General features: G+C 65.8%; 12 protein-coding genes and 4 pseudogenes. 6 read left to right on the forward strand and 10 right to left on the reverse strand.

Features of this window, described 5'->3' with window-relative positions:
- Nucleotides 1-14: 14 nt before the first annotated feature.
- Nucleotides 15-398 (reverse strand): annotated as a pseudogene (locus tag PBV52_RS15970) (IS5/IS1182 family transposase); the annotation flags it as partial.
- Between the two features lie 803 nt (nt 399-1201).
- Here PBV52_RS15970 and PBV52_RS15975 point away from each other — a divergent pair.
- The 5 genes from PBV52_RS15975 to PBV52_RS15995 all read left to right on the forward strand — a co-directional run bounded on the left by PBV52_RS15975 (nt 1202) and on the right by PBV52_RS15995 (nt 5034).
- Nucleotides 1202-1984: a hypothetical protein gene (locus PBV52_RS15975; RefSeq protein ID WP_274239033.1), complete on the forward strand. Its 783-nt coding sequence runs from the start codon at nt 1202-1204 to the stop codon at nt 1982-1984.
- An 11-nt stretch (nt 1985-1995) separates the two neighbouring features.
- Nucleotides 1996-2385, forward strand: coding sequence for a hypothetical protein (locus PBV52_RS15980; RefSeq protein ID WP_274239034.1), 390 nt, complete (start codon nt 1996-1998; stop codon nt 2383-2385).
- 111 nt (nt 2386-2496) lie between these two features.
- Nucleotides 2497-3528, forward strand: a complete 1032-nt coding sequence (locus PBV52_RS15985; RefSeq protein ID WP_274239035.1) for a class I SAM-dependent methyltransferase — start codon at nt 2497-2499, stop codon at nt 3526-3528.
- Nucleotides 3529-3554: 26 nt separating this feature from the next.
- A complete protein-coding gene (locus PBV52_RS15990) occupies nt 3555-4379 on the forward strand; it encodes a phenylalanine 4-monooxygenase (RefSeq protein ID WP_274239036.1) in 825 nt (274 codons plus the stop codon).
- A gap of 448 nt (nt 4380-4827) precedes the next feature.
- A complete protein-coding gene (locus tag PBV52_RS15995; protein WP_274239037.1) occupies nt 4828-5034 on the forward strand; it encodes an IS3 family transposase in 207 nt (68 codons plus the stop codon).
- On the opposite strand, the pseudogene PBV52_RS16000 reads toward PBV52_RS15995, so the two are convergent.
- The 9 genes and pseudogenes from PBV52_RS16000 to PBV52_RS16030 all read right to left on the reverse strand — a co-directional run.
- Nucleotides 4973-5237: pseudogene (locus tag PBV52_RS16000) on the reverse strand (IS5/IS1182 family transposase); the annotation flags it as partial. The gene PBV52_RS15995 and the pseudogene PBV52_RS16000 overlap by 62 nt on opposite strands.
- Before the next feature lie 45 nt (nt 5238-5282).
- Nucleotides 5283-5396: pseudogene (locus tag PBV52_RS51720) on the reverse strand (hypothetical protein); the annotation flags it as partial.
- A gap of 254 nt (nt 5397-5650) precedes the next feature.
- A complete protein-coding gene (locus PBV52_RS16005; RefSeq protein WP_274239038.1) occupies nt 5651-6400 on the reverse strand; it encodes a thioesterase II family protein in 750 nt (249 codons plus the stop codon).
- Nucleotides 6397-7134, reverse strand: coding sequence for a thioesterase II family protein (locus PBV52_RS16010; protein ID WP_274239039.1), 738 nt, complete (start codon nt 7132-7134; stop codon nt 6397-6399). The genes PBV52_RS16005 and PBV52_RS16010 overlap by 4 nt, the downstream gene beginning before the upstream one ends.
- Before the next feature lie 25 nt (nt 7135-7159).
- Entirely contained in the window at nt 7160-8419 is a 1260-nt protein-coding gene (locus PBV52_RS16015) for a cytochrome P450 (RefSeq protein WP_274239040.1), read from the reverse strand.
- 5 nt (nt 8420-8424) lie between these two features.
- Nucleotides 8425-10215 (reverse strand): non-ribosomal peptide synthetase, encoded by a 1791-nt coding sequence (locus PBV52_RS16020; protein ID WP_274239041.1) that lies wholly within the window; start codon nt 10213-10215, stop codon nt 8425-8427.
- 72 nt (nt 10216-10287) lie between these two features.
- A pseudogene (locus PBV52_RS51725) lies at nt 10288-10503 on the reverse strand (MbtH family protein); the annotation flags it as partial.
- Complete coding sequence (locus PBV52_RS16025; protein WP_274249409.1) at nt 10472-11572, reverse strand: branched-chain amino acid aminotransferase; 1101 nt, start codon at nt 11570-11572, stop codon at nt 10472-10474. The pseudogene PBV52_RS51725 and the gene PBV52_RS16025, both read right to left, overlap by 32 nt.
- Before the next feature lie 114 nt (nt 11573-11686).
- Complete coding sequence (locus PBV52_RS16030) at nt 11687-11914, reverse strand: acyl carrier protein (protein WP_274239042.1); 228 nt, start codon at nt 11912-11914, stop codon at nt 11687-11689.
- A gap of 356 nt (nt 11915-12270) precedes the next feature.
- Here PBV52_RS16030 and PBV52_RS16035 point away from each other — a divergent pair, with 356 nt between their 5' ends.
- The gene (locus PBV52_RS16035; RefSeq protein WP_274250021.1) at nt 12271-12597 is read left to right on the forward strand and encodes a hypothetical protein; all 327 of its coding nucleotides are present in this window, start codon (nt 12271-12273) and stop codon (nt 12595-12597) included.
- Nucleotides 12598-12776 lie beyond the last annotated feature (179 nt).

Consider the following 12776-nt stretch of genomic DNA (forward strand, 5'->3'; position numbering starts at 1 on the left):
CGTTGCTGCTCCGGGGCCCGGTTGGCGGCGTTCTCGGTGCGGGTGGGTTCCTGCGGGGGCCTGCGTTTGATGCCTGTGGTCACCCAGGGGCCGCCGTCCTGGCAGGCGAGGCCGACCGGGATGGGGACGCCCTGGCGCTCGTAGATGCGGATGATCTGGTGGGTGCGGGACGCGGTCGGGTCGTGAGCCCGGCCCGGCAGGGCGGGGGACAGCCGCAGCGGCCGGGCTGTTCGGATCGGTGGCCACCTCCACGTTCACTCCGTGCCGGCGGTGTGTGTGACGAAGTCCGCATCGGGGCGGAGCTTGCAGCGCCGGTCGCCCTCGCGGGTGAGGACGGGCATCGTCACCCGCTCCACGAGCGCATGCGGCAGGTCGGGTGCGGCAGGATGGATGACCAACGAGGCCCCCGAGCAGCGTGGTTGAGACGATAGACATCTCGATCAATAGCTCGGAGGCCTCGCTCCTTGCGCTCCGGAACCCTCACCTGATCGGTGACCAACTCGAAGAAGCTCAATAACGAGCAACGTCCGGCCCCTGAGCTGGCAGTCCGTCGTTCATGTTCATCCTGCCGTCGCACACGGGCCGGTTGCCGACCCGAGACATCCGAGCGCAGATCCCCACGATGAACGACGCGTCCACCCGATACGTCCCCAGAACCAAAGACGCCCAACAACAGTACGTGCGGCGACGTCCGAGGCGACGTCCCCGCTGGCCGGGACCCGGGGCCGGATGAGCGCACCTGCCGTGCCACCGCCAATCATGCACAAGCTCGTTAGGCGGCCCTGGCTGATGTCAGTACGCGTGCCGCCAGCGGATCGCTAGTATCCGGTTTCGTATGGTCAATGAGCTGCCCCGGCTCAGGAATTTGCACCACCTCGCAGGAGATGACCGAGCCGCAATAGAGATTGGATGCCACGTATGGAGACGTTCAATCCGACCTGGCCCCCGTCGGAGCAAATCCAGTCTTGCAGCTTCTTCTCACGTGGCCAAAGCAGCCCGTGAGTGAAACTCAGAATTGCTTACCAAGATGGCCGTCTGGCTACATAGCGTCCCTGGCCGGGGCGAGGCCGACGCGCCGCTCGGCTCATCCCAAATGCGCTCCGTTTCGCGGTCTCCCGCGGGGGGCCGCCAGGTAGGGAGCGGCAGTCACTAGACACACCCGGTGTATGGGGAACCAACGCTCGCACAAAGGATCCGATTCATGGCACAACTTTTCGCAAAGACGCTACTGCCTGAAGTGCGCGACCACCTGGAAATGACGGGCCACCTTGGTGACGGCACACTCTCCGAACGAGCCGGGGCGGTGGTCCGCAGCCTGGCCAGGCGCGACGAGATGCGGTCCCTGATAGATCACGTACTGTCGGACGACGTTCAACTCGCCGAGATCGCTGCGCGGTCGTATTACCACGCGAACAGCTTTCTCAAACTCGTTTTGGCGGTCGGCAGCGAGAACGCCTGGAAGCTTCGCCTCCATGTATGGCATCCGCAGTCGGAGGAGGATCGCCCGCCGAGGGAGGACATCCACTCGCATCGCTGGGACTTCACAACCGCCCTGCTGCTCGGCGAGTACAACGCCCGCGAGTACATGATCGCCCCCGGCAACGAGTACCACCACTACAAGTACACCCCAGTTCGGGCGGACCAGTTCTTCTCGCTGGAGGCCATGGGGACCAATCAGCTAGCCCAAGTATTCGAATCCAACCTTCAGGCCGGCACGGTCTACCACCTTGACCACCGCGTCCTCCACAGCATCGCGCGTTCCCACGACGGGCCTACGGCCACGCTCGTCCTGCAAGGGCCCACCGTGCGGAATTCGACGAATGTCTATCGCACGACCCCGGTCAGCGAGGAGGGCGGAGATAGGAAGATCGAGAAGGGCGGAGGCAGGCAGATCGAGAAGGGCGGAGGCAGGGAGATCTATGTCGAACGGCCTTCCATCGACCAACTGCGCGCGGAGCTGATTCAGCTCCACGGCTGGTTGTGACCCCGGGCCCGGTGCACAGAATCGTGACTCAATACAAATACACGGCTGAGGCTGCGGCACGCTTCAACAAGCACGGTGTCGACCTGACCGTGTACGGGCAAGCGGATCCGTCTGTGACCACCGTCCACATCAGTGTCGCGGAAGGTCACTTTCAGGAGTTCTGCAACCTTAAGAGCACCTATACGATTTACGTCATCGGTGGCCATGGCACCTTCTACCTCAACGACGAAGCCGTGGAGGTGAACGCCACGGATCTAATTGTCGTTCCACCGGAGACACGTATTTACTATTTCGGAACCATGGAGCTGCTGCTCACTGTCTCTCCAGCGTGGGACGAAGCGAACGAACGCCACATTAGGATTCTGGAAAAGAACCAGATTCCGAACACTCCCCGCCCCTGAAGGCCGCCGCCCGGCCTGGATAAAGCTGAACTCAGGCAGTGGCAGAGAAGATCCTTGGGGGAACCGTAATTTTGAAAGCTCCCCCTATCCGCATGACGGAAAGGCCGTACAATGAATGCTCCTGAACGGGAAACAGGTCACGTAGCCGATCTACCACACCTGGCCGCCTCGCAGTCAGCGGCTGATCTCTTCAACTCGGCAGTCGCGGCTTGGGCGATCGCTGCAGGATGGGAGATCGGCGCACTTGACGAGCTGAGCGGGAAAGGCAAGCTCGAGGCGCGCGACTTCGCCGAGGAGCACGACCTGCACATCCAGTCGACAAGGGGCATGTTCACCGCGCTGGCCAGCGTCGGCGTCGTCGAGCGTGAAGGCGACACCATCCTCCCCGGCCCGTTGTTCGACGACGTGTTCCGGACCAAGTCCTTCTTCCATTGGCTCTCCCGCGGCAGTGCGCCCTTGTTCACGGCGATGCCCACGGTGATGCAGAACGCCAACCGAGTCGGCAAGTTCTACACCCGGGACGCGCCGGCGATCAGTTACGCCTGCCGGGAGATCAATGCGGAGGTCTTTGACCCTGCCTTCTGGGCGGCGATGGACAGCCTGGATCTCCCCTTCACCAAGGTTGCCGACCTCGGATGCGGCAGCGGTGAACGACTGCGGCAGATCGCCCGGCGTCATCCCGGAGTCCAGGGGGTCGGGCTCGATATCGCGCCCGATGCGCTGGAGGCCGCCAAGGCCGCCACAGCGGAGGCTGGGCTCGGAGACCGCATATCGTTCGGTGTCGCGGACGCCCGCGCGCTCGAACCACGTCCCGAACTCGCTGACGTCGACCTCGTCACTAGCTTCATGATGGCGCACGACTTCTGGCCCCGAGAGGAGTGCATCGCCTCTTTCCGGAAGCTTCGCGAGGTGTTTCCGAACGCGCGCCGACTCCTGCTGGCGGACACCGCTCGACTGACCGATCTGCCCGACCACCGATTCCCGATGTTCAACCTGGGTTACGAAGTCGGACACGACCTCATGGGCGTTTATCTGCCGACCATGGAGGATTGGGAAGACGTCTTTCCCGAGACGGGCTGGCGACTTCTGCGGACTCACCAGGTGGACGGGTTGACAAACGGATTCATATTCGAACTCGAATAACACCTGGACAAGGAGCTGAGAAGCACGTGCAGGAACAATCAGCAGAGGCCTCCGACCCGTACTACGAGGCGCGACGTGCCGAAATAGCGGCCTTGGCGGATCGCTGTGGTCCGGACGATCCGATCCCAACGGTCGAGTACACGGAACAGGAACACGAGGTCTGGCGGCTGGTGTGCGGAAAGCTTGCCGTACACCACCGCTCGGACGCCGCGATCGAGTACCTTGACGCGGCGGAATGCCTCGCAATCCCCCAGGAACGGGTTCCGCAGCTCCGGGATGTCAGCGGGCGTATTGAATCGCTTTCCGGCTTTCGTTTCAAGTCAGCGCCTGCGCTCGTTCCCTTCCGGCAGTTCTGCAGCGGTCTGGCAGATTCAGCCTTCCACTCCACACAGTATTTGAGGCACCCGAACACCCCCTTCTACACCGCAGATCCGGACATGTTGCACGATGTTATCGGGCACGGGAACGCTCTGGCGAGCAAGCGGTTCGCCCGTTTGTACCGCCTGGCTGGTGAGGCTGCCGCGCGAGCCGAAAGTGAGGCGGCGTTGCAGTTCATTGCCAAGGTGTTCTGGTTCACGCTCGAGTGCGGCCTGATCCGGGAGCGGGGAGAGCTAAAGGCATACGGCGCGACGATCGTTTCCTCGTACGGAGAGCTGAACCATTTCCGTAACGCTGACATCCGCCCGCTAGAGCTGAAGAGCCTGGCCGACGTCGCATACGACATATCGACGTACCAGAAAATTCTGTTCGAAGCGGACTCGATGAACCAGCTCGAAGACATTGTGGGTAGCTTCTGGGAGACCTGCGACGACAATACTATTGAGGCTCTGCTAGCCGAATCCGTCTGTTGAGATTGAACTGGTAGGGCTGGGTTGCGGTAGCGCAGCAGGCCTATCCCGGCTGCTTTCATCGCCCTTCAGGGTCGTTGCGGCTGATCTGAACGTCAACCCCGAAACGCTCCGTAGCTGGGCGCGCGTCGCCGATAGCCGCCCGGCCGGCAGCGGCGGCCAGGACGAAGAAGGCGTGCAGAGCGAGGTCGCCCGGTTGCGGGCGGAGAACGCCCGGCTCGTGAAGGCCGAGAAGGAATGGCAGCTGGAATGCGAGATCCTGCGCCGGGCGGCGCAATATTTCGCGTAGGAGATGAAGTGAAGGCCCGCCGCTGCGACTTCACTTCACCTCCGAGAAAACCGAGTCCTTCGGCGGTGGATCGCCGGCGCGGACGCGCGCGCCGAGCGGCAGGCCAGGGAGGACGCCCTGGTCGCCGAGATCCATGCCGAACACCGTGGGAACTACGGCGCGTTGAGCGTCCACGCCGATCTGCGGGGCTTCGGCCACACCGTCACTCGCAAGCGGGTCCCCCGGCTGATGGGCAAGAACGACATCGTCGGCCGGTATCTGCGCAAGAAGAAGCGGACCACCATCGCGGACCGTCTCGCCCCGCCTAGGACTTCAGGTGTGCGAGGCCGCGTTCGACCGGTGTCCGTGCCGTGGCCGGGGCCCGGTTGACGGTCTTCTGGGTGCGGGTGGGTTCCTGCAGGGGCCTGCATTTGATGCCTGTGGTCACCCAGGGGCCGCCGTCCTGGCAGGCGAGGCCGGCCGGGATGGGGACGCCCTGGCGCTCGGGCTCGTCCGTCTCCGGCCCGGTCGCACTCGGCGGGGGTGCCGTCCCGCAGGACGAAGTCCGCATCGGTCTCGCGCAGAACCATGATCCGCTCGACCTTCTTGCGGTTGATCCGCCAGCCCTTCCGCCGCAGCGTGGCGGGCACGCGCGGGGCGCCGTGGGCACCCCGGGGCTCGGCGTGGACCTTCCGTATCCCGTATCGCCTCGGCGAGCTCGTCCTCGCCCGGCGACGTCCAGGACGCGACACAGGGCAGCGACAGTGAAGCCGCCGGGGTTGTGTTCGGTGGCCTTCTCCACGTCGATGAAGCGGCAGGTCTCGCCCACTTCATCTCCTTCGCGAAGTAGGCGAGACCTCTTTTCAGGATCTCTATGGTCTGCTGCTGTTCACGGCCCCGCTTGCGCAGCTGCCGGAGTTCTTCACGCTCGACGGGTGGTCAACGCACCCGCCGGCCCCTCGCCCCGGTCGGTCTTCGCCTGCTGCACCCAGCCCTGCAAGCTCTCTCATGCAAGGGTCGTCAGACCCGCGGCGAAGGTCTCGAAGAGTTCCGGCGGCGCACTGAGGAAGCGCTGGTGCGGGCCGTTGAGGAGCACGAACTGCGTGTCCCCGCAGGCCGTCCATCCGCCCATGTGCCGATGGTCGACCTCGATGTCCTCGCTCCATCCGATCGTGGTGATCGGCGTCGCCAGCCGCTGCGGGTTCGGCATGACGTACCGCTTGTTGGCGGCGATGTCCTCTTCGAGGATGTCCAGATAGACGTCGCTGAGGTCGGGGATGGGCGTGCCGCCCATCGCGATGGTCATCTTGTCCAGCTCGTCGTTCAGCTCGGACCGGTTCATCACGAGCCATCGCCCGGTCGGTCCGTCCTGCGGTGCGACCTGCGACGAGATGAACAGGCCGCTCGGCGTCGGCCATCCGCGCCGCTCGATCTCCGCAGATACCTCATACGCCGCGAGCGCGGAACCGCAGTGGCCGAAAAAGCCGTAGGGGACGTCGAGGTAGGGCTCGACGGCGTCCGCCAGCGCCGCCGCCATCTCCTGGTAGGTGGCGAAGATCGGCTCGTTGAACCGGTTCTCCCGGCCCGGCGGTTGCAGGCGGCAGAAGTCGATCCCCCGATAGGAATCCGGCCACTGCCGGTACATCATCGCCCCGCAGCCGGAGTAGGGGATGCAGAACAGGCGCGCCGACGCCTCGGCCAACGGCGCACGCGGAAACCACTTGTTCGGAGCCAGGCCTGCGGTGACATCGCTCATCGCAGGTCCTCCGAGATAGCGTCGATCACGAACCGCGTCGCATTCGCGTCGAGGAAGTGCCCGCCGTCGATGACGTTCATGACGAACGGACCGGTGGTCTCCTTGCCCCACGGCTCCTGCTGCTGCGGTGAGGATTCTTCGTCGGCCGCACCGGCGAAGGCTGTGATCGGGATGTCGAGCAGCACGTCGGGCTGATACGTGTGCGTACTGAGCACGGTCAGGTCAGCGCGCAAGGTGGCCACGATTCCCTCCAACAGCTCAGGGTCGTCGAGGAACTGGGCCGGGGTGCCTCCCAGCGTCTTCATATACTGCACCAAGCCCTCGTCCGGGCCGTTCCAGCCGCGCACCTCGCGATCAAGGCTCGGCGCCGAGCTCGCCGAGACGTACAGCGCGCGCAGCATCGGCATCCCCCTCTCGCGCAGGGCATGTGCGAGCGACCACCCGACCCGCGCACCCATGCTCGCTCCGAACAAGGCGACGGGCCGGTCCAGCAGTGGCTCGACGGCATTGACGAGGTCGTCGACCAAGTCATCCATGGCGAGGAACGGCGGTTCGTCCATCCGGTCGGCACGGCCGGGCAGCTGCACCGCGATCGGATCGATCGACGGCGGCAGCAGCCGCGGCCACTCGCGGAACATCGCCGCGTTGCCGCCCGCGTGGTGCAGGCACAGCAGCGTGGTCGCCCCGGCTGCCGGGCTTCGAAAACGCTTGAACCAGCGATGTCCGTCGGACATGGAGCTTCTTACCTTCCGGTGTTCGTCAGATGGGGCGTGCCGTGATCGGCAGGTGCTTGTAACCGGACACGAACGTCGAGCGCATCCGTACCGGAGTGCCAGCGGACTCGAACCGGTGATACGAGGTCAGCAGCTCTTCGAAGAGGATCTTCAGGGTGGCGCGGGCGAGTGTGTGACCGACGCAGTAGTGCGGGCCCATGCCGAACGAGAGGTGCCGGTTCGGCTTGCGACGCAGTTGGAACTCGTCGGGATCGGGGAACGCATCCCCGTCTCGGTTCGCCGATCCGAACCAGACGACGAGCGGGTCGCCCTCCTTGACGGTGGTGCCCCGCACCTCGACGTCCCTGGTGGCATGGCGCATGAAGTAGTTCACGGGCGCCGCGAGCCGCAAGGCCTCCTCGACCGCCGACGCGGTGACGCTGATGTCGGCGGCCCACTCGTCGAGCAGTCCGGTCCCGATCTGCTCAGCCATCACGTAGTTGGGCGAGTGCGGAGTCGTCACCGACGCGCCGAGCAGCACGCTGTAGCAGTTGGACATGACCTCGCCGGGCGCCATCGGCCGACCGTCCACCTGGGTGGTCATCAGAACACTGATGAGGTCGTCGCCGAGCTTGCGCTTCCGCTCGCGGTAGATCTCCTGGAAGTACGCGAACAGCTCCCGGTGCGCGCCGTCCACCGTCGCCACGGCATCGCCGGAGGCGGTGTCCAGATAGTCGGGATCGTGGCCCGCGATCGAGGCGTTGAGCAGGTGGCACAGCCGCGGCCAGTCCTCCCGGGGCAGGTCCATCTGGACCCCGGCCACCGCTACGGGGAGCATGAGCATGGCCTGGGCGAAGTCGAAGGTACCGCCGTCACCCAGCGGCGCGAACAGCTCGCGCACCAGACCCCGGATCGCCGCGTGCTGCGCCTCCAGCGACTTGGGCGTCAGCGCCTTCTGCAACCGCGCGCGCATCCCGGTGTGCCGCGGAGGGTCGGTCACCGGAATCTGACGGCCGCCCGCGGGGTCCTGGGTGCCCAGGGTGTCGAGCATCGTTCCGCGCTCGGACGTGAACGTCTCGTGGTCGCGCAGGACCCGGTCGGCGTCCTCGTACTTGACCACGGACCAGAAGCCGCGCCGGTCGTCCACCTGCTGCCAGGTGAGCCGATCCAGCTCGCGCAAGTGGGCCCAGGTGGCGCGGTAGTCGCCGTCGCTGAACAGCATGGGGTCGGCGACGCCGTACGCCGCCGTGTGGCTCACCGGGCACTTGCCCACCAGGCGGACGGGCGTCTCGTCGACATCGGTCATCTTCATCACCCTTGTCCGGCCTCGACCGCAGCACTGTCCAGCCGCCGCGAGACCTCTTCGGCCAAAGCCTCGATCGTGGGATTCAGGAACAAAGTACGGGCGGACATGGCCACCTTGAACCGACTCTCCAGCGCGGCCAACAGCTCGGCCGCGAGCAGCGAATGCCCGCCCAGCTCGAAGAAGTCGTCGGTGATGCCGATCGGCTCGATCTCCAGGGCGTCGCTCCAGACCTCCGCCAGCTGCCGCTGGAGATCGGTGGAGGGCTCGACGTATTCATTCCAGACGTTGCGCGGCATCTTGGCCGCGGGCAGGGCCGAGCGATCGACCTTGCCATTCGGGTTCAGCGGGATGTCCTCGACCGGGAAGATCCCCCACGGGACGAGGTGCGCGGGCAATGTCTTGTGCAGGTAGTCGCGCAACTCGTTGCCCAGGGTGGTCGCTTCGTCCGCCAGGAGCTCGCCGACGGCGACGGTGGCGATGAGCCGGGCGTCGCCTGCGCCGTCGGTGTGGGCGAGCACCACGGCCCGCTGCACCTTCGGATGGGACATCAGTTCCATCTCCACCGTGCTCGGCTCGACGCGGTAGCCGCGGATCTTGAGCTGCCGGTCGGCACGGCCCAGGAAGTCGAGGTCGCCGGAGTCGGTGGCGACCACGAGATCGCCGGTACGGTACATCCGGGCGCCGGGCCTGGAGGGATCGATGTCGGCGACGAACTTCTCCGCGGTGGCCACCGGCCTGCGCAGGTAGCCGGTGGCGACTCCGGGCCCGCCGACCCAGAGCTCGCCGACCTCGCCCGGCTTCACCGGCCGGAGCGTGTCGTCGAGGATCATGGTCGTAGTGCCTTCGATGGCCCGTCCGATCGGCACCCGGGAACCGCTGGGCGCCGTGCGCGACGTCCAGCAGGTCGTGTACGTCGTGTTCTCGGTCGGGCCGTACCCGTTGGTGAAGATCAGGTGCGGGTGTGCTTCCAGGAGCTGCCGGACGTGCGTCGGCGACAGGACGTCTCCGCCGGCCAGGAGGTGACGGACCCCACCGAGGCCGTCGAGATGGTGGTCGACGATCTTGTGGAAGAGTCCTGTGGTGAGCCACAGGACGGTGATGCCCTCGTTCTGTACCGTGGCGATGAGCTCGCTGAAATCGGCGTGGCCGGTGCTGGCCAGCGCGAGCCGGTTGCCGCGCACCAGCGGGGTCCAGATCTCGAAGGTGGAGACGTCGAACCCGACACGGGTGAGCTGCAGGAAGACGTCCTCAGGCTGGACATCGATCCAATCGGGCTTGTCGATCAGCCGGAAGACCGCGCGGTGCGGCACCACGACGCCCTTGGGCTCGCCGGTGGACCCCGAGGTGTAGCAGACGTACATAGGAGTGTCCGCCGTGATCGGCGTCTCGTCGGCCGGCTCCGGCGAGAACCGGTCGGCGGTCTCGTCGTCGACGCACAGGATCTGGCCGATCTCCGGGACCGCGTCCGCCGTCTCGCGGGTGACGACCGCGAACCGGGCGGCGGAGTCCGCCACGATCCGGCGCCGCAGGTCGGCCGACTCGGTCGGGTCGAGATACAGGTACGCCCCACCGGCCTTGAGGACGGCCAGCAGCGTCGTGATGAGCGGTAGCGACCGGCCGAGGACGACGGCGACGACGGATCCGCCACCGACGCCCGCCGAACGCAGTCGAGCGGCCAGCAACTCGGCCTGCGCGTCCAGTTCCTCGTAGGTCAGTGCGGTGCCTGCGTGGCTGACCGCCACGTCGTGGGGCGTACGCCTGGCCTGCTCGGCAACCAGGTTGTGGATAAGCGGCACCGGGTCGTGCTCAGGTGCGGCGCCCCGGGAACTCGCCGGCCGGATGTCGGACCACGTCGATTCGATGAACGCATGGCACTCGTCGCGAGAGCCGTCCTCCCGCGCCACCCGCCAGCCGGATGGGCGCTCTAGCTTCGACGGCCACAGTGAGTACTGTTCCTCATCGTTGACCAGGACCACAAACGTGCCGTTGGGGTTATCAAACTCATTCAAGTCGGGAGATCTTTCTCTGTCAGTCCGATACGGCCAAACATGGTCAGCACACGGGGTGCGTCCAACCGAACTCATCTGGGATGCGGCCGTATTGGATACCGAGCAACTCCTCGCGAAGCCGCATGGTGACCGGGCCGGGGCGGCCGTCGCCGATCGTCCATCCGCCGTCGGCACCGCGCACCTGTCCGACCGGTGCGATGACCGCCGCGGTCCCGCAGGCGAAGACCTCGGTGATCTGGCCCGTTTCACACTGCTTGCGCCACTGATCCACCGAGATGCGTCCCTCCTCGCAGTCGAGGCCGAGCCTTCCGGCGAGCTGGAGCAGCGAGCTCCGCGTCACCCCCGGCAGCAGCGTTCCAGTCAACGCAGGTGTCATCAGCGTCTGAGAGTCACCGGAGCGTTGGACGAAGCAAAGGTTCATCCCGCCCATCTCCTCGACCCACGTGCGCTCGACCGCGTCCAGCCAGACGACCTGGTCGCAACCGTTGTCCACGGCGTTCCGCTGGGCCAGGAACGCCGCGGCGTAATTGCCGCCGGCCTTCGCGAATCCGGTCCCACCGGGCGCGGCGCGGCTGTATTCCTCGGACAGCCAGACGGACAGCGCCGACGGCCCGGTGCGCCCGCGAAAGTACCCGGGCGCCGGGCTGGCGATCACACAGAACAGATAGCTGTTCGACGGAAGGGTGAATCCCAGCGTCGGCTGGGTCGCGATCATCATCGGCCGCAGATACAGGCTGTTGCCCTCGCCGTCCGGCACCCATTGGCGATCCTGCCGGACGAGCAGTTCAACGGCGTGGACGAACGTCTCCACCGGGATCTCCGGCATCGCGAGCCGACGGGCGGAGGCGTTGAAACGGGCGGCGTTGCGCTCCGGCCGGAAGAGGGCGATGGACCCACCTTCCTGACGGTACGCCTTCATCCCCTCGAAGATCTCCTGCCCATAGTGGAAGACCGACGCCGACGGCGGCAGGGAGATGGGCTGAAAGGCCTCGACCCGTCCGTCGTGCCACCCGCGCTCCTCATCCCAGCGCAGAGTGATCATGTGATCGGTGAACACCTGGCCGAACGCAGCAGTGTCGAGAGCCGCGCGGCGCTCCGCCTCGGGCGCCGGCTTCCGGTTCGGCCTGATCTCGAAGTCGACTATGGCTACTGCCCTCTTCCCTCTTCCAGTGGTTCGTGTGAAACGCTTCTTCCGACTCGACAGTCGCGCAGGCCCGCGCCCTGGCACAGCCCTGACCGCCGATGCGCCGGAATCGCGCTACCGGCTGCCCTGCTCTGCGGTCCGCTCGTAGAGCACGGCCGACTCCGCCTCGAGCTCGCGCGGGGACGAGAACTTGAACACGAGACTCGCTGGCGGCCGCCAACCCGAAAGCGCCTCGTAGCGCCGCAACAGCTTCGGGATCAGCAGCGAATGGCCACCCGCCTGGAAGAAGTTGGTGTCCTCGTCGATGTCGGCGGACTCAAGAACCTCACGAAATGCTTGCAACCAGGCCGAGTCGGAAGATTCTCCACTGTCAGGCTGTGGCGTGCCAGGTGTGAACAAGAGGTCCCCCAGGTAATGCGAACGATGCCGATCAGGCATTTCGAAAGGTGGTCGGAGGGGATGGTGGAGCAGTCTGGAACGACGCTTTAGCAGTCAGTCACCAGGACTGAAGGTTGAGGCTATGGCACCGACCGGACGCGTACGTACTGGCACCAGTCAGGGTCTCCTCCGAGTGCTGAACTCCTGGCAACGGGCCGCACCGGATCCCGGACGGAGTTCCCCGGCCGGTTTACTCCGGGCGAGACGGACCTAAGACTCTTGAGCCGACCAGGGGAACCCTCCACTCCTGGGTCTGGCAGTTGGCCGGCCGCGATGCGCCCGATGCAGGCGGGACGGTGACCGTCGATCTGGATGGGGTGCTGGTGATCGCACACTCGCACAAGCAGGACGCCGCCCCGACCTGGAAGCGGACCTACGGCCGTCACCGGCGCGGACGGCGGACGCTGATCCGCACCGATTCGTCCTATTCGGTCGGCATGGTGATCCTGGACGGCCGGCCGCCGGGGATGCGGCTCATCGTCCGGAAGGAACGACCGCACCCAGGAGCCCAGTTGAGGCTCACCGACGCGGACGGCATGCGGCTCACGGACCAGAACCTACCCGTCGTCAAACCCTGTCACCAATGACCATCGGATCCGATTGGATCGGCGGTGGCGCGAGCCCCGAAAATCCACGGTCGATTGGATCTTTGCCGCATCTTTCTTCATTCGATCGATTGACGACAGGCATGCCAGGAGCAGCCGCGGTCTCCAGCCCCTCTCGGTTCGCGGCCCGTTCGCTCTATTCGAGATCCGCCGACAGAGCG

This window comes from Streptomyces sp. T12 (assembly GCF_028736035.1).
GTDB lineage: Bacteria > Actinomycetota > Actinomycetes > Streptomycetales > Streptomycetaceae > Streptomyces.